This window comes from Pseudomonas sp. P867 (assembly GCF_019891455.1).
GTDB classification, from domain to species: domain Bacteria; phylum Pseudomonadota; class Gammaproteobacteria; order Pseudomonadales; family Pseudomonadaceae; genus Aquipseudomonas; species Aquipseudomonas synxantha_A.
The window spans coordinates 365,412-381,783 of sequence record NZ_JAFLXB010000002.1; the positions used below are offsets into that span (position 1 = coordinate 365,412).

The 16,372-nt window shown below is 63.6% G+C and carries 11 protein-coding genes; all 11 read right to left on the reverse strand.

Features of this window, described 5'->3' with window-relative positions:
* Window positions 1-47: 47 nt before the first annotated feature.
* The 11 genes from J1G33_RS05215 to tagH are packed head-to-tail and all read right to left on the reverse strand — an operon-like array spanning window position 48 to window position 16,044.
* The gene (locus tag J1G33_RS05215) at window positions 48-1,760 is read right to left on the reverse strand and encodes an SUMF1/EgtB/PvdO family nonheme iron enzyme (RefSeq protein ID WP_032878707.1); all 1,713 of its coding nucleotides are present in this window, start codon (window positions 1,758-1,760) and stop codon (window positions 48-50) included.
* Window positions 1,753-2,937 carry a hypothetical protein gene (locus J1G33_RS05220; RefSeq protein ID WP_005792500.1) on the reverse strand — a complete coding sequence of 395 codons (1,185 nt, stop codon included), beginning with the start codon at window positions 2,935-2,937 and terminating at the stop codon, window positions 1,753-1,755. Before J1G33_RS05220 ends, J1G33_RS05215 begins: the two co-directional genes overlap by 8 nt.
* The gene (locus J1G33_RS05225; RefSeq protein ID WP_223017781.1) at window positions 2,937-3,641 is read right to left on the reverse strand and encodes an ABC transporter ATP-binding protein; all 705 of its coding nucleotides are present in this window, start codon (window positions 3,639-3,641) and stop codon (window positions 2,937-2,939) included. The genes J1G33_RS05220 and J1G33_RS05225 overlap by 1 nt, the downstream gene beginning before the upstream one ends.
* Entirely contained in the window at window positions 3,641-6,619 is a 2,979-nt protein-coding gene (locus J1G33_RS05230; RefSeq protein WP_148853790.1) for a serine/threonine-protein kinase, read from the reverse strand. The genes J1G33_RS05225 and J1G33_RS05230 overlap by 1 nt, the downstream gene beginning before the upstream one ends.
* Window positions 6,616-7,335, reverse strand: a complete 720-nt coding sequence (locus J1G33_RS05235; RefSeq protein WP_005792503.1) for a protein phosphatase 2C domain-containing protein — start codon at window positions 7,333-7,335, stop codon at window positions 6,616-6,618. The genes J1G33_RS05230 and J1G33_RS05235 overlap by 4 nt, the downstream gene beginning before the upstream one ends.
* The gene (gene tagF / locus J1G33_RS05240) at window positions 7,336-7,989 is read right to left on the reverse strand and encodes a type VI secretion system-associated protein TagF (RefSeq protein ID WP_148853789.1); all 654 of its coding nucleotides are present in this window, start codon (window positions 7,987-7,989) and stop codon (window positions 7,336-7,338) included.
* On the reverse strand, window positions 7,986-11,486 hold the full coding sequence (tssM, locus tag J1G33_RS05245) for a type VI secretion system membrane subunit TssM (RefSeq protein ID WP_032878700.1): 3,501 nt from the start codon (window positions 11,484-11,486) through the stop codon (window positions 7,986-7,988). The genes tagF and tssM overlap by 4 nt, the downstream gene beginning before the upstream one ends.
* Window positions 11,483-12,772, reverse strand: a complete 1,290-nt coding sequence (locus J1G33_RS05250; RefSeq protein WP_078822642.1) for a DotU family type VI secretion system protein — start codon at window positions 12,770-12,772, stop codon at window positions 11,483-11,485. Before J1G33_RS05250 ends, tssM begins: the two co-directional genes overlap by 4 nt.
* 6 nt (window positions 12,773-12,778) lie before the next feature.
* Window positions 12,779-14,113, reverse strand: coding sequence for a type VI secretion system baseplate subunit TssK (gene tssK / locus J1G33_RS05255; protein WP_005792507.1), 1,335 nt, complete (start codon window positions 14,111-14,113; stop codon window positions 12,779-12,781).
* Window positions 14,114-14,131: 18 nt separating this feature from the next.
* Window positions 14,132-14,641: a type VI secretion system lipoprotein TssJ gene (tssJ, locus tag J1G33_RS05260; RefSeq protein ID WP_005792508.1), complete on the reverse strand. Its 510-nt coding sequence runs from the start codon at window positions 14,639-14,641 to the stop codon at window positions 14,132-14,134.
* A gap of 56 nt (window positions 14,642-14,697) precedes the next feature.
* Window positions 14,698-16,044: a type VI secretion system-associated FHA domain protein TagH gene (tagH, locus tag J1G33_RS05265; RefSeq protein WP_216090487.1), complete on the reverse strand. Its 1,347-nt coding sequence runs from the start codon at window positions 16,042-16,044 to the stop codon at window positions 14,698-14,700.
* Between the last annotated feature and the right edge of the window lie 328 nt (window positions 16,045-16,372).

The following is a 16,372-nucleotide window of genomic DNA, read 5'->3' on the forward strand; positions in this document are numbered from 1 at the left end:
GCCCACCGCCGCCTGAGTCCCTTCCAAGCTCGCTAGACAGCCAACGATCAAGACCGCTGACCGCTCGCTGCGAGCAATTCCTTCAAGATCGTTGCCGGGTCGGCCCGCTGTTGCTTGCGGTAGTTGCCGACATGGCGAACGAACAGTGTCGCGCGCGTCACCAGGCTTTTGCCGAGCACTGGCTTGCGATCCAACTCTTCCTTGACCCGTTGAAACTGCGCCTGGATCACCGCATCGGTGTAGCGCGTGCCGGTGGCCAGGTTGTCGATATAAATCGCCACCGCGCCGTCGAGGGCGCTGCGTCCATTGGCAATGGCGGTGGCGAACAGCTGCGCGCTGGCTTCGTCCTTGCTGTCGACGGCCTGCTGGCGACTCTTCTGCAGGTTGGCCAGGCGAATGTTGTAGTTGCTGATGGTCTCGGCCACCAACGCCGCCGACTGGATCAGGTTGCCCGCGGCCTCTTCGCGCTGCTGGGCGATCAGCGAAACGTTGCGCTTGAGCTCTTCGTTGACCAGACCCAGCTCGGCCTGCAGCTTGGGGTCGACGCTGGCGGCGATGATGCTGTCCAGGCGCTTGGTCGGGTCCTGGGCGTCGTCGATGGCGTCGGTCAGCGCAGCGAGGCGGCCTTCCTTCTGCCATTGGGCAAACAACTCCTTGTAGCGCGAACGCGGCGCCGACAACGCGCCGATCGCCACGCGAAAGCCGGTGGTCTCGTTGCTTTGCTCGGTGCCATCGGCTGCAAACAATGGGTATTCGCGGCGCATACCGGTAAACAAGGTGCCCTCGCCTTCCAGATAATTGCCGCCCTTGACCACAAAGCCGCCATAGGTGCCCTGGCGTCGGCCGGCATGTACCAGCTGGAACGATTCCTGGACCATTTCCGCAGCGTTGCCGATCACGTCGAACAGGCCGATGGGGTTGGGCAATTTGGTGCCGATGGGCATCAGCCGTGCCGCCTGACCGGTGCCGCCGGCGACCTGGTTGAACACCGCGTAATCAGCCAGCGGGCCATCGCTTTCGCTGCCCTCGGCGCGCCGTGGATACAAGCGGCTTTCCAGGTCCTGACGGCTCACCGCCTGGCCGCCGCGTGCGGCGTATTCCCACTCAACCTCGGTAGGCAGGCGCACAAAGCCCAGGCCGCCGTCTTCGGCTGACGAACCGCGCCCGCTCACCGGCAACAACTCGCGGTGGTACTTCATCAGCCAGGCGCTGTACACCGCCGAAAAACGCTCGGCTTCAAAACGCGACAGCTTCACCTTGGGCAACCGCCCGGCCATGCCGGTGGGCGCGTCACACGCCGGTGCCGGTTCACCGCTGGCCAGGGACTGCGCCTGGCCCATCACCTGGGCATATTGGCGTGCAGTCACTTCGTACTTGCCGATGAAGTACAGCATGGGCTTGAGTGGGGTCTTGGCGTCGGTCTTGGGCATCAGCGGCGCGATGACCTTGTTCCAGGCCTTGGGCAAGTCCTTGAGGGTGAACTGGCCGTTGATGAAGTCGCGGCGATAACCGGAAATAAACGACTGCTGGTAACCGGCCTCGCCTTCGGCAAAGGGATAGCCGAGGCTGACTTCGCGGTCATCCAGGGTGCCCTGGGCCAGCACGTAGGCATAGCGGAACACCATGTTGCCTTCGCACGGCAGCGGCAAGCTCACGTCATCCGGCAACGGTTTCGGGTTGTCGAGCTTGTCGCTTGCCTCATCCGCCCAGGCCAGCGAGGCCAGGCTCAGCGCCACGCAGGCGCCCAGTAACTTATACATCTCTGATTCCTTCAGAAGCCTGGATACGCGCCACCCGCCACCCCCCACAGGCCGCCGCCACGGCGCTGACGCCGAGCACGGCAGCCAGGGCCAGGCCGTAGTGACGCGCCAACAGATGGCTGGCGTACTCGCCCGGCACCTGCACGAAGAGTTGATTCAAACCCGCTTCGGCCAGGCCATAGAGCCCAACACTGAGCAAGCCCGCAAAACCGGCGCTGTACAGCGCCTGCAACAGCACAAACAGCAACAGCGCGCCGGTGGAAAACCCCAGCAGGCGCAACACTGACAATTCCCGCCGCTTGCGCGCGACCGCCGCCAACGCGCCGGCAAAAATCGCCGCAAAGGCTCCGGCCAGGGCCAACCCGGCGATGATCCAGAACACAATCGACAGGTTGCGGCTCAACGACTGCACTTGGGCGATGGTGTGCGCCTGGGTCGACACCAGCAGGTTCTGCCCGGCGAAATACACCCGCAGCGGTTCCACATCACTGAGGCTGCGCGCATACAGGCGAAACGCCGGATAGATACGCTGTTCGCTCACGCCCGCCACCTCGCCGTCCCAATGCAACGCCGGCACCGCACGGCCATCGCGATAATCTTCCGCCGCTTCCAGCAACGCTAAATCAGTCAACAGTCCATCACGGGCAAAGGCTTCCAACGGCAACACCGCCAGCACTTGCAACCGCGTGCGCTGGGCCTCGACGCGCCCCGCCACTTGCCGCGCAAAGCTGGTTTCCAGCCAGTCACCGGGCCTTGCCGCAAGCTTTTCGGCAGCGGTATGGCTGAGCACAATCTGATCCAAACCGTGAGGCATCGGTAAGCCTGCCAACAACGGATCACCCGCTGCGGTTGGCAACATTTCCAGGGTCAGCGCGCCCACTTGGGCCGTTGCCGCAATCTGCCGTGTGCGCGGCAAAGCAAACGCCACATCGCTGCGCTGCCCCAACTGCTCGATAAACGCTGCGCTGAATCGGCCACCGCCCAACGGGATAATTTCACGGGTAGCCGGATCGGTCTCCAAGCGTTCGGTCAAACTGCTAACCAGTCCAAATTTCAGGCCGAATAACACCAGCAATGGCGCGATAACCGCTACCAGCGCCAGCACCGAACAGGCCGACAGCCAACCGTCGTTGCGATAGTCCTGCCAGGCGAGTGAGGCAAGCAGACCGATGCGCATCAGCACGCCTCCCCGAGGGTTGCGGTGACGCCGCCGTCAGCATCGCGACGGCAACTGATACGCCGCACCTGCAAGCCACTGGCGCGGGCCAGGGGTTCGTCATGGGTGGCGATCACACAGGCCGCCCGCTGTTCACGGGCCCGGGCCAGCAGCGCCTGCATCACCCGCTCGGCGTTGAGCGGGTCGAGGGAAGCGGTCGGCTCATCCGCCAGCACCAGTTGCGGCGCATGGGCCAGGGCGCGGGCACAACTCACGCGCTGGCGCTGGCCCACCGACAACGCCGCCGGGCGCTTGGCCAACTGATCGCTGACCTGCAACTGCTCGGCCAGACGCGCCACGCTGCCGTCGTCCTTCAAGCCCAGCAATTGCCGGGACAAAGCGATATTGCCGCGCACATCCAGAAACCCCAGCAGCCCACCGGTTTGCGGTACATAGCCCAAGTGCTGGCTGCGCAACGCGGCCAGGGCGGATTGCCGGTCGGCACGCCACAGCGCGCCGATGTCCTGCTGGTTGAACGCAAACTGCCCGACCTGATCCGGCGCCAACACCAGCGCCAGCAGATCCAGCAACGTGCTTTTGCCGCAACCACTGGGGCCGACAATCGCCAGTTGTTCGCCCGCTTGCAGGTGCAACACCGGAATCACCAGGCTGTAGCGCTGGCTACCAACGCCCCGGCTCTTGTGCACTGCGCTCAGGTTCAACATTACGGCAGCGTCGACAGCGGCACGCGGTACAACGCATCACCCGGTTCGGCATCGCCGAAACGGACCCAGTTGGCCACGTCGTTATGGAAGGTTTCATACAGGCGGATTTTCGAATCCAGCTCGTCGATAAAGTCTTCCTGCTCGGCCACGCTCAACGACAACCACAAATCCTGGGTCATGTTCAGCGACTTGCTGCGGTACGGCAGGCCCTCCAGGTATTCACCGAGCAGACCGCCGTCGGCCAGGTTACCGCCCTTGCGCAGGGCTTGGGGGTCTCGGCTCATGTAGGCCGAGGCGCTGGCGATTTCCTGGAAGAAATCCTTGGGCGAGCTTTGGGTCTTGCGCGCCGCATCCACGATCAACTTCAGCGACTGTTGCAGGTCATTGAGTTGCAGCTTGGTCAGCATCACGCACACCTGGAACGCTGGCAGTGCCGGGTTGGTCAGGTCGCGGTCGGCGGTCCAGGCGCTGACCAGTTGCGGCGCCTGACTGGCGGTTTTGCGCCCGAGGAAGTCCATGTGCATGGCATAGCCGACCGCGGCGGATTTGTCCGCCAGGCTTGGCGCCGAACCGAGCAGCGGCACCGGTTGCGGCGTGTTGTTGCGCACCTGATGCACCAGGTCGGCGAACACTGTACCGATCTCATCGACGCGCTCACCCAGCTTGCGCACATCGCCTCCCGGCACTGGCGTGTACAGGTCACCGATCTGCGGGTTGGCGTCGGCGGTAAGGATGCGGTACTGGCTCTCGGCACCGGCGTGGGTTTTCTTGCCGACATCGGTGCGCAGATGCAGCGCGTAGATCTTGATCTGCTTGCCGAGTGCGGCCTGTCGCACTTCGGCTTCGTTCATCTGGGTAGCGGCGAACGGGTCGTTCTTGCGCAGCGCACCCGCGTCGGTGACCAGCAGGATGATGCGCCCGCCATAGCCCGACCAGTCCATGCCATCCACCGCCTGCATCACCCCGGCAAACGCATCTTCGTTGAAGGAATGGCTGGAGACGGTTGAGGCTTTGACCTGGCGCGCCATATCGAGGAAGCGCTGCGGATCGCGCCCCTGGTCGAGGCTGATCAGGGTCTTGGCGACATACTCAAGGCCAGGGGTTTTCTTGATGCTGCTGCGAAAGCCGACCAGGCCGAAGCTGACGCTGTCCAGTTCGCCGCGCTCTGCGATACGGGTTTGCAACTCGTGTACCACGTCGCGGATCTGGTCGATGTAGGGCTGCATCGACACCGTGGTATCCACCACCAGCACCACGGCGGTGCGGAATGCATCGGCATTGGCGCTGAGTGTCGGGGTCGCCGGTGTGGCAGCCGCGCTGCGGCCTGGGTCGATAGAGGCCACGTTGAGCAACTGCACCGGCTGGCCGTTTTCATCGAAGCTCTCTTTTGAGTCGAAAATCGGCAACAGGTAGAACTGGTTTTGCGGCACCGCGCTGGCGGCCGGCTCAAGGGCCAGGACTTGCTGGTTGTCCTCAGGGTTACTCTGCGCCTTGGTCAGCACGCTTTTCGCGGCGGCAGGATCGGCCAACAGTTTCTCCACCTCGCCGGATTGGCGCAGGAACATCACGGGCGCACGCCCCGAGCGCTCGGTGAACTTGAGCACCAGGCTTTGTTTCCAGTCGCTGACCTGGGCGGCCGGCAACCAACCGTCGCTGCGTCCATCGGTGGCGGCGCCCACGCGTACCCACGGGCTGCCATCCACTTCCTTGCGCTGGTACACGTAGAGCACGGAAAACGCCGGCAACGCTTTACCCGGCGCGCTGCCCGCGTCTGCTGAAAGCTGGGCGCCGGGCTTGCTGAGTACGCGCTGGAACAGGGTCTTCTTGCCCGCCATCAGCAACGGACGTTGACCGCCATCCACTGCAGCGACAGCCACCGGTGGCATCACCGTGGGCACCACGGCGGCTGGCGGCTGAGCCGGTTCATCGCTGCCACTCAACCACCAGTAGCTGGCGCCACCAATGGTCAACGCGACGGCGACCGCCACGGCGGCCAAGGCCAATACCGGACCACGGCGCTGCTCGGAGGGCGCACTGTGCTGGGTCGGCGTGACCACCGGTTGGCGCACTATTGGCTGCGGCTGCGGTTTATCAGTCGGAATGTCGATGGTGACAGGGGTCATGCCCGCCAGATCAAAGCTCAGAGGAATCGGCAGCGGCCGTACCAGCGTGGCGTCCGATTCATCCGCCGGCAGTTGATCCAGCGCCAACAACAACGCTGCCGCATCCGGATAACGCTGCGCCGGGTCTTTGGCCAACAACTTGCGCAGCACACCCTGGTAACGCCCGTGATGCACAGGCAATTCCGGCAACGGCTCAGTCAGGTGCGCCAGCGCAGTGGAAAGCGCATCGGTGCCGCTGTAGGGCAGCTTGCCGACGAGGATTTCGTACAGCACCACACCGAGTGCGTAGAGATCGGCGCGCCCGTCGATCTCCTGGCCCCGCGCCTGCTCGGGGCTCATGTAGCTGGGTGTACCCACGGCAAACCCGGCCTGCGTGAATTGGGTGCGGTCGTCCAGCGACTTGGCGATACCAAAGTCGGAAAGTACTGCGGTGCCATCGGCGCGGAACAGAATGTTCGCCGGCTTGACGTCGCGGTGCACCAAGCCCTGGGCATGGGCATAACCCAGCGCCGAGGCGATCTGGCGGATCAGCGTCACCCCCTGCTCCGGCGTCAGGCCGGCAGCGATGCGCTCCTTGAGCGTGCCGTTGGGCAGGTATTCCATGGCCATGTAATACAGCTCACCGACGTTGCCGATGTCATGGATGGTCACCGTGTGCGGGTGCGAAAGGCGCGCCAGGGTCTTGCCCTCACGCAGGAAGCGCTCGCAGAAACTCGGATCTGCCGCCAGCGCCGCGGCCATCACCTTCAACGCTACCTTGCGCTCCAGCGAACGCTGAGTCGCCAGGTACACGCTGGCCATGGCGCCTTCGCCGATCTCGCCTTCGATGTCATAACCTGGAATGACAATGTTCATGACGAAACCTTCACGACGAGGGTGGTGATGTTGTCCGGTGCGCCGCGATTGAGCCCCAGGTGCACCAGGCTGCGCACGATTTCATCCGGTGCGTCATGGCTGAGCACGTCGCGGATTTCGCGGTCTTCGACGGTCTTGTTCAGGCCGTCGCTGCACAACAGGTAGCTGTCGCCGGGAGCGATCAACAGTTCAACCGACGCCACGTCCAGTTGCGCTTCCACGCCGACAGCGCGGGTGACGATATTGGAGCGCGGATGGGTGCGGGCGTCAGCTTCGCTGAGCAAGCCGCTGTCTTGCAGGTCCTGCACGTAGCTGTGGTCGCGGGAGATGCTTTCCAGCACGCCGTCACGCAGGCGATACAAGCGACTGTCGCCGGCCCACAGGCACACACCGCGCAAGCCGCGGGCGGCAAATACCACTACCGTACTGCCCATCATGGTCACGCCACGGTTGGCGGTTTCTTCGCGTACAGCGGTGTTGATGCGCAGCAGGTCATTGCGCAGCGCCGCGGTGTATTCGTCGAGGGAGCGGCCCAGCGGTACATGGCGCAGGCTGTCGACAATCAAGCTGCTGACATAGTCCCCCGCGGCGTGCCCGCCCATGCCATCGGCCACCACCCACAGGCGGTTTTCCGGCAGGTCCAGAAAGGCATCTTCGTTGACTTGGCGAACCATGCCCACATGGCTTTTGCTCGCGGATTTGTACGTCGCGCCCATCTACACCACACCTTCTTGTCCGAGCAAAAACTGCGCAAAATCATTGGCGGCAGGCAAGCCCTGGCACCGTAATAAACCAGGTGAAATACGTTGCGAACCACGGCCCCACCACAGGCTCGCGCCCTCGCACGCCTGTTCGGCCAGTGCGGTCATGCGCTGATGGGGCACCGTAGCGGCCACGCGCTGCAGGCCGGCGAAACGGCTGTCGACCGCACGCGGCTCACTCGCAGGAATGCCCAGGGCGTCGATCCCCGCGTTGAAACTTTCGAAGGTAGCGCCACTGTCCAGGGTGCTGAGCAACAGCTCTTCGGCCTGCTCGAACCAGGTGTCCGGCCCGCCCACCAGGGAGGCGGGGTTGGTGTCGTGATCCAGCAAGGTGACCACGGCCAGCGGAAAATACCGCCCGACCCGATCAATGCTCGGCATCACCACGCCCGCCGCGGCATCGGGCCCGCATACGCCTGGCGCCAGTACGAAGCGCCACAACGGGCTGACCAGATACACGTTGAGCCAGTCACCGCCCAGGCTGTTCTGGCTGGCGAGCAAACCCGCCGCCAGCCAGCTGTCCCATGGGCCGATAAAGCTCTGGGGCAAGGCGCGGCTGACAAAGTCCCCGCGACTGGCCAGCTTGCCGTAGAAACCCACAGTCGTCATAGCCGCTCCGGCAGGCTGAAACCGCTGAGCACGCGGCTTCTGAACGGGTTGAAGGCACTGTTGGCGCGCAGCTCGTAGGCGATGCTCGCACCATCAACCCGCAGGCGCAGGTTGAAGCGGTCCGGCGAGTTGCCCGCGGTGAGGTCCGATTGCTCCAGCAGACGGAACCAGGCCCACGGGCCGTCCAGCGTGATACCGGAGCGACCACTGGCCGACGGCGGCATGATGGAAATACGCACCACGCCGATGCTGCCAGGGTTCGGCCATTGCATCGCTACCGGGCGGCTCGGGCCGTGGTCGTAGCTCAACTGCTGGCCATCCAGATCAAGCAGAAACTGGGTGATGGTCGGGTCCATCGACACCGGCTTGAGCTCGAAACGCACGATAGGCTGGGTGCCCCCGGACCTGAAGAACGCATCGCGAATTGTCGCCGCCCGCTGGAAGGTTTGCAGCACGCCCGGGGCAATCCCCAGCTTCTGCGCTGCGCCCGGTTGCCAGCGCCAGGTCTGTGCCGATGTATCCACATAGGGCTGCAAGTATTTGCGGAAGTAGTTATCCATTACCCCGCCCACGCCGAAGAACTGGCCGAAGTCATCCAGGGTGGCGTCCCGCGCACTGCCCGGCGACATCGGGTAGCGACCGGCCAACGACTGGCGATACACGTTGACCACTTCACTGACCCAGGCCGCGTTCAGCTGGTTACGCACCCCGCCCATCATGCTGTTGGTGGTGGAGTTGACCACCGACTTGACCATGCCCTGCACCAGCGGCGGCTGGCGCTCGGCATTCAGGCTGACCCGCGTGGCCGCAGCCGCCGCCTGGTTCTTGGCCTCACCGAGCAAGGCATCGCCGCTGGCACCGACCATGGCGCTGACCTGCACATACAGCGCATTCATGTCCGACAGCAGGCCGTCGATGGCCGCCGGTTCGCCTTCGTTTTTGCTGACGATGCTGTTGAGTTCGGCAAAGTGCGCGGTCACCGGATCCTCCGACGCCGCCGGGGCATTCGCCGTCGGTTGCTCCTGGCCAAGCAAGCTGCCAAGGCGCTCTTTGAGCTTGTCGACGCCACCTTCCACCGGTACACCCTTGGCAGCCAACTGGCGCTCTTCGGCTTGCAGGTCAGTTTCCCTGGCGACCGCCACCAGCAGCTTTTTCAGCGGCGAGGTCGGGCCGGAAATCACCCGCAGCACGTCGGCGGCCTGGGCCACGCTGGTGATCGGCACAAAGTCGATGTCGGCAAGCAGCGCATCCCACTGACGCTGGTAGTCCTGGAAGTACAAACGACGCACATCCGCGGCCAGGCTCACCACGTTCTGCTGATCGGCCTGTTCGTGGCCCAGCACCCATTGTTCCTCGGCCAGGGTGCCGGTCTGGTTCAGGCTGCTCAGCAAGAACGCCTGACGATAGCCCTTGGCAGTGAAGAAACCACTCAACGGCTCACCCAATGGCTTGCCGCTTTTGCGGCTGAACACCAGCGCGGCGTCACGCCCAGCGGCTTCGTTGAGACGAAAGTCCGGGATGCCTTCGGGCAGTTTCTGGCGCTTGACCCGGTCATACACGCGCTGGGCCACCGGCAGTTGCTGCAACTGGCGTCGCAGGTCATCGATCAGGCGCGGGTCCAGGCGGGCGCTCGGCGGGTGCCGTTCGAACAGCGCTTGCAAGTGCCCGGCCAGCGCCTGACGCTGATCGGCCGGAAGGTCGCGGGGCAGGTTGCGATCCCAGTCCAGGGCGATCCAGGCCTTGATAAAGTCCGGATCGTAATGCTCGGTGTCGGCGAGCATCAGGTAGGCCTTGAGGCCCTCGTAGAGAAAGTCGGAGTTACCGCCGCCGTGCAGTTGCTCTTCGATGCGCGTCACCAAGCGTGGCGCGAACACGGCGATCAACAGCTTGCGGTAGACACTGGCGGATTCGGCTTCAAGCATATCGCCCTGATACAGCCCCAGCCCTTCGGACCAGCTCGGCGAATCCCCCGCGAGGTTCTTCACCGCGTTCAGCAGTGGTAGCACCGCGAGCACTTCTCGTTGTGCCGGGCTCAGGTTCTGCACGGTCTGGCCCAGGGGCGCAACTTTCTGGTCGACCTGGGCGATATACGCCTGGTTGGCGCGATAACTCACCCACCACAGGCTGCTGACCACCACGACCAGCGCTACGGTGGCCGCCAGCACACCACGTGCAATCCACTTGCGGCGCCGTTCGATTTTCGGGTTCACCCCCACCAAGCCACGCTCGGCGAAAGCCACTGCGGTGAAGAGTTTTTCGATGAAGTAACTGCGCCCGGTGCCGCTCTGGCGCGCCAGGTGCTGGCGGTCCAGGTTCATGCTCTGGGCCATGGCGCCGATCAGGCGGTCAATCGGGCTGCCTTCCTGGGTGCCGCTGGTGAAATACACGCCACGCAGCAACACGCGCTCTTCAAAGGCGTTGGGCTTGAACACACCTTCAAGGAAGCTTTGCAGACAGTCCTTCAACGCGCCGAACTGCTGCGGGAAACCGTAGATCAGGTCGCGGCGGGCCGGGTCGCGCTCCTGTTGCAGACGCTCGACCAGGCGTTCGTTGAGGCGCTGCTCCAGCCCGGCGAATTCGCTTTGCAGGTGCGCCAAAGGGCTGTCGCTATTTTTGCCGTCGTCCAGGGCAAAGGTCATGCCCCACACCTGGGCGCGCTCTTCCTTGCTCAGGTTGTCGAAGAACTCCATGAAGCCCGGCACCAGGTCGAGCTTGGTCAGCATCAGGTAGATGGGGAAACGCACGCCCAACTGGGTGTACAGCTCCTGGATACGCAGGCGAATCGCGGCGGCATGGGCGGCGCGCTCGGCGTCTGTACCCAGCAGCAAATCCGACAGGCTGATGGCGATAAACGCACCATCGATGGGTCGGCGCGAACGTTGCTTTTTCAGCAGGTCAAGAAAGCCCAGCCACGCGGCTTTATCCACCGTCGAGTTGCTGTCCTGGGTGGTGTAGCGGCCCGCGGTGTCAAGCAAAACGGCCTGATCGGTAAACCACCAGTCGCAGTTACGCGTACCACCGACGCCGCGCACGGCACCGGCGCCCAACTGCGCCGCCAGCGGAAAGTGCAATCCGGAATTGACCAGTGCGGTGGTCTTGCCCGAACCCGGCGGGCCAATGATCACGTACCACGGCAGCTCGTAAAGGTTGCGGCGTTCGTCACCGCCCAGCTTGGCTTTTTTCAGTAGCGTCAGGGCTTCATCCATGCGCTGGCGCAGGGTCGACAACTCTTCGGCAGTGGCAACACTGTTGGGATCAGCCGGGGTTTCGGCGGCCAGGCTGCGCATCACTTCGGCAGCCTGGCGGCGGGCCTGGATGATGCGGAACACGCGGTAGGCGAGCCACAGCGCAAATACCAGAATGATCAGCGCCCAGCGTCGACCCTCGGGCATCAACACGTCGAGCAACGGCCCGACAAACCAGATGATCAGGCTCAGGGCAATCAGGCCCAGAACGGGGATTACCCAGCGAATCATAAAACTGAAAAACGCCTTCACTCGACGCCCTCCGCCAGTACGGTGATTTCAACCCGACGATTGCGGGCACGGCCTTCGGCAGTACCGTTGCTCGCCAGCGGCTCGGTGTCGCTACGGCCTTCGGCGCTGAAGCGATCAGCCTGGCCGGTCTTGGCCGCGAGGATCTCCAGCACCGACTTGGCCCGGGCTTCGGACAGCGCCCAGTTCGACGGAAAGCGCAGCGTGGCGATCGGGCGGTTGTCGCTATGGCCGGTGACACGCACCTGGCCCTTGACCTTGCGAATGGCATCAGCGATGCGCAGCATCAGCGGCTGGTAAGCATCGACAATGCTGGAGCTGGCGGAGGCGAACAGCTCATCGCCACGAATGGTCACCACCGAACGGTCAACCTTGTCTTCCACGGCCACGCGACCGGCCTTGATGTCTTCGGCCAGGAAGCCGGCCAGGCGCGGCCGCTCGATCACTTTTGGCTGCGCCACCGGACGGTCGATGGCCTGCACCGGGATCTCGCCCAGTGCATGAATGTTTTTAAACACTGGCTCGGCGTCCGAGGCCAGTTTCATGCGCAGGCCAAACAGCAACGCCAGCAGCAGCGCCACGCCGATCGCCACGGCGATCCACGGTGGCATGAACTGCGCCAGGCGATCACGGGCCACGGTCACGCCGCGCCAGTGCGGCGACAGCTCACGCTCGTGTTCACCACGGGCACTGCGAATCGCTGCGGCGGTGCGCTCGCGCAAGGCTTCCAATTGGCTGCGACCGTCGGTCATCACGCGGTAGCGGCCTTCGAAACCCAGGCACATGCACAGGTACAACAGCTCCAACAGGTACAGGCGTTCCCGTGGGCTTTGCAGGCAGTGGTCGAGCAACTGGAAGACCTTTTCACCGCCCCAGGCTTCGTTGTGCACGGTGATCAGCAGGCTTTGCTTGCCCCAATCACTGGTGCTGCCCCACGGCGTGCTCAACACCGCTTCATCCAGGGCGGTGCACAGCGCGTAACGGGCCAGCAGCACTTCGTTGCGCGCCACACCAGCCGCTTCGGCGCGTTCTTCGAACTGACGCAGATAGGCCAACAACTGCGCCCGCAGGCTGGCTGGCGCCGGGTGGGCGATGGTGTTGCGCAGCCGCGTCAGCAACGCCAGTAAAGGGCCGGCGGCGCTTTCCAGCGGGTTGAGGCCCTGGCTTTTGCCGGTGAGGATCGGCGCAGCCGGCATCGACAGCGGCGTCGGTTCTGCGCGTGCAGGCTCCGGCGCTCGGCCACCCGGGCGCGGCATGAACTGGGTGCGGTCATCATCATTGGGGTGCATCGCGGATTATCCTCGGATCGCCCAGAAGGCCAGGTTCAAACCCGGGAACTGCCCGGCGATATGGAAGGCAAAGCCGCCGGAATTGCTCAACTGCTGCCAGTGCTCGCTGCCCCGGTCCAGCTCGTAGTAGGTACTACCGGCGTGGTACGGCAATTGGCGCGGCGCCACCGGTAACGGCAGCAAGCCAATGCCTGGCAGTTGCAGGTTGACCATGTCGCGAATGTGCTCCACCGAACCGACTTTGCTCTGCTGGCCAAAGCGTGCGCGCAGGGTTTCGCCGGGCACATCGGCACGCACCACGAGGATGAAACTGGCGTTGTCGAGCAGGGTCTTGTCGGCCAGCATCGCCACGTGGATACCGTAGGCCTTCTCCACAATCGGGATCGGCGTGGCCTTGCTGTCGATCAGCATCGACAGCGCTTCACGCAGGGCCGCCATCACCGGAGTGAAGCTCAGCGCCAAGTCATCGTGCTGGTATTGCGGGTATTCCTGCGGGCGGCGACCTGAAGTGGAGAAGGTCGAAAACTCACCGGCCAGGCTCACCAGTTCGCTGAAGAAGCGCTCCGGGTGCAGCGGGCTCAACTGGCTCAAATGCTGGATCAGCGGCTGGGCGCGATTGACCAGCTGCAGGAGCATGAAGTCGGCAATCTCCGAAGCGCCGCCAGCGCCGGAGGCCACCACGCGCCCCGCCAGGGCTTCGCCACGCTGGTGCAGCAGGCCGAGCAGTTCACTGCGAAACGCAGTCAGCGGTTTGCTTGCGGTCACATTCAGCACCGGCGGGATGTAGGTGTCGTCGAGCACCAGCGCGCGGTCGGCGCGTTTTTCCTTGATGCGTACCAGGCCAATGGCGGCATAGTCGCTGATGCCGTCCTGCGCCGTCAGCAGGCGCAATGCCCGCGACCCCACGGCTACCGGGGCGCGGTTTTCGAACGGCGCGTTGTCATCGCGCACTTCACGCACCTGGCTGACATAACGCGCAGCTTCCAGGGCTTCGCCTTCCTCAACCGTGTCACGCGCACCGGCACGCTTGAGCGGCAGGGCCAGGTACACCAAGCCGTCGCGCAGGTTGTCGTCGATACTCAACGGGCTCGGCGCCAGGTCATCCTGGGGGATATTGAAGGGCGTGCCATCGGGCAACAGGCCGCGGGCCGATACGATCGCCAGCTTGCCCTGGGCCAGCAGGCCCTGGTCGATCAGCAACTCGGAAAAACCCCAGGCCCCTGCCGACAACGGACGGCTGCGCGCGTCGATCAGGTTTTCCAGGTAACGGTCATGCTGCTGGAAGTGCTGCGTTGCGATGAACATGCCTTCCGACCAGACCACGCGATTGTTCCAGGACATGGGGGCTCCGATTGCTTGTTATTGGGCTGGGCTGGAGGGGGAAACCACGACGTCGGCGCGCACGGCACGCACATCGAGGCTGATCTGGTATTCGCTGGATTGGCGCGGCGCTACGTTGATCACGGCGCGCCATTGCGCGCGGTCCAACTCGCGATAGCCCACCAGCACGCCGATCTGGCGCGTGGCCGGGTTGAGGTCACGCTGAATGCTCAGTTGCTGGCCGGGTTGCACCACCACTTCATCCTGGTCCAGCAGGTCGAGGCCGAGGGTGGATTGCGCACGGTCAGCCAGGGCGAAGTAATCGGAGCGGGAAAAGGTCGCGGCGTTTTTCAGTTCGAAAATACGCACCCGCACCGGCGCAGCCTGGCCATTGGCACCGGGGTTGAGCCCGGCGATCGCGTGGAAATGCAACTCGACGGCGGCGCTGTTGGCTTGCGTGTCGGCAGCCGCTTCGGGTTTGGCCGCGTCGTTTGCACACGCGGTCAGCAGCAGCGCGGTAGCGGCTGCGAGTAAAAACCTGGGAATCATCCTGCGTCCTCAATGACGTGTTTAGCTATCCGTTTTATCCATAAGTGCGACGCGCTTTAGCGTCGCTGTCGTGCGCTGTGCTCTTCGTAGGCCCGGCTGAATTCGCGACCGAACAGGTCCTGGAAATCCTCCTGGGCCTCGCGCGAAATGTTGCTGTAGAGCTCGGTAAACTGCTGCCAGTACTGGGCCTGGCGCGAGCCGTTGAAAATGCTCGAAAGGCCACCGGGCTTGCCCATGCGTTCCTCCAACTGCGCCGGTTCAAAGCGCGCGAGCAGGTGTTTGATCGCCGCTTCCACGCCAGCCATCACGGCCAACTGGTGGGCGCGCAGGTCATCGAAACTGTCCCGTACCGCGATGTCCGGCGCCATAAACGCCTGGTTGCCATGACGAAGCAGCAGCAGTAACGCTTCGTCGGCATTCGGGGCGAATTTCAACGGGTTGTTTTCAGCGGGGCGGATCATCGTCTGCTGCATACGGAACTCGCCCTTGAGGCTGGCCCGGGCGCGCAATACGTCGATCAGGCCCTCGACCATCAGCCGGTAGCTGCGGCCGATGCTTTCCATCTGGGCGCTGGCGTCGGCCTGGTCCAGGCGCAACTGGTCGAGACCGGCGCCACGCAGGAAGGCTTGCAAGAGGTCGGTAGGTTGCGCAGCGTCTGCCACGGCCAGCGCAACCGGCTCGACCACGGGCGGCGGAGCAATCGGTGCTGGGGCAATCGGCGCCGGGGCAGGCGCGGCATTGGCGACGGGCGCGGGCGCAGGCACGTCGCCAAACAGGTCCCAGTCTTCAGGAATGACAGCGCCTTGCACCACCGGTTTCTCGACTATCGGTACAGCAACCGGAGCCGGCGGGCGGAAATCGTGTTGTTCGGATGGCACATGGTCCGCCACAGTGGGCGGCGGCACGGCGGTGGGGCTGAGGAAGTCGAACAGGTCTGGCAGGGTTTCCATCGACGAGGCGCCGTGGAATTGCGGTGCGATCATCGGCGTAGGCGCAGGCGGACTCGCCACAGCGCCCATCAGCGCTTCGAAGCTGTTTGGCGACTCACCGGCAAACGGTTGGCTGTCGACGGCTTGCACGTTGAAGTCGATGCGCGCCTGGATTTCGTAATCGCCGATGCGGATCAACTCGCCATCTTGCAGCGGCTCGCTGTTACCCCGGCGCATACGAATACCGGCCTTGACCAACTCCACACCATTGGTGCTGTTATCGGTTAAGTAATAACGGCCATCTTTGTATTGAATAACGCAATGCTGGGAGGAGACGAGACGCTCAGGATCAGGCAATACCCAGTCATTATCCGAACTGCGACCAATAGCTATCCTGCCCTGATCCATGGACTTTTCAGCGCATTGCCCTGGGGTAATCTTGTGATAACTAGTGATAGTCAAACACAGCGACATCTTGCCTCCTTGCTGATGCATCGCGCGCGGTCTACCCAACGGGCCACGCTTCCCTGAAGATTTGCCCGCGGTCGCGAAAACGACCGCCAAAATCTGCTTTTACCAGCATGATCGCTGATCTTAACTGGCTTGCATGACAAAAATCCTCCATGGGCGCGCCTTTCGACCCGCCAGTCGCACAGGTTGTTAAACACCGCACATCTGTCACAGAGGGCGAATAGCTTACCTTGACAAGGCATAACTACTACACCAAAAATGCACAACTTCTTGAACATCAGTGATGGCGCAGTAGTGGCACTCTGATTGTATGACCAAGAAAACATGCACA

Excerpts from the sequence above, each read along its gene's own strand:
- tagF (WP_148853789.1), bottom strand. The coding sequence starts at position 7,989 with ATGACGACTGTGGGTTTCTACGGCAAGCTGGCCAGTCGCGGGGACTTT.
- tagH (WP_216090487.1), bottom strand. The coding sequence starts at position 16,044 with ATGTCGCTGTGTTTGACTATCACTAGTTATCACAAGATTACCCCAGGG.
- J1G33_RS05215 (WP_032878707.1), bottom strand. The coding sequence starts at position 1,760 with ATGTATAAGTTACTGGGCGCCTGCGTGGCGCTGAGCCTGGCCTCGCTG.
- tssK (WP_005792507.1), bottom strand. The coding sequence starts at position 14,113 with ATGTCCTGGAACAATCGCGTGGTCTGGTCGGAAGGCATGTTCATCGCA.
- tssJ (WP_005792508.1), bottom strand. The coding sequence starts at position 14,641 with ATGATTCCCAGGTTTTTACTCGCAGCCGCTACCGCGCTGCTGCTGACC.
- J1G33_RS05220 (WP_005792500.1), bottom strand. The coding sequence starts at position 2,937 with ATGCGCATCGGTCTGCTTGCCTCACTCGCCTGGCAGGACTATCGCAAC.
- J1G33_RS05250 (WP_078822642.1), bottom strand. The coding sequence starts at position 12,772 with ATGCACCCCAATGATGATGACCGCACCCAGTTCATGCCGCGCCCGGGT.
- J1G33_RS05225 (WP_223017781.1), bottom strand. The coding sequence starts at position 3,641 with ATGTTGAACCTGAGCGCAGTGCACAAGAGCCGGGGCGTTGGTAGCCAG.
- J1G33_RS05235 (WP_005792503.1), bottom strand. The coding sequence starts at position 7,335 with ATGGGCGCGACGTACAAATCCGCGAGCAAAAGCCATGTGGGCATGGTT.
- J1G33_RS05230 (WP_148853790.1), bottom strand. The coding sequence starts at position 6,619 with ATGAACATTGTCATTCCAGGTTATGACATCGAAGGCGAGATCGGCGAA.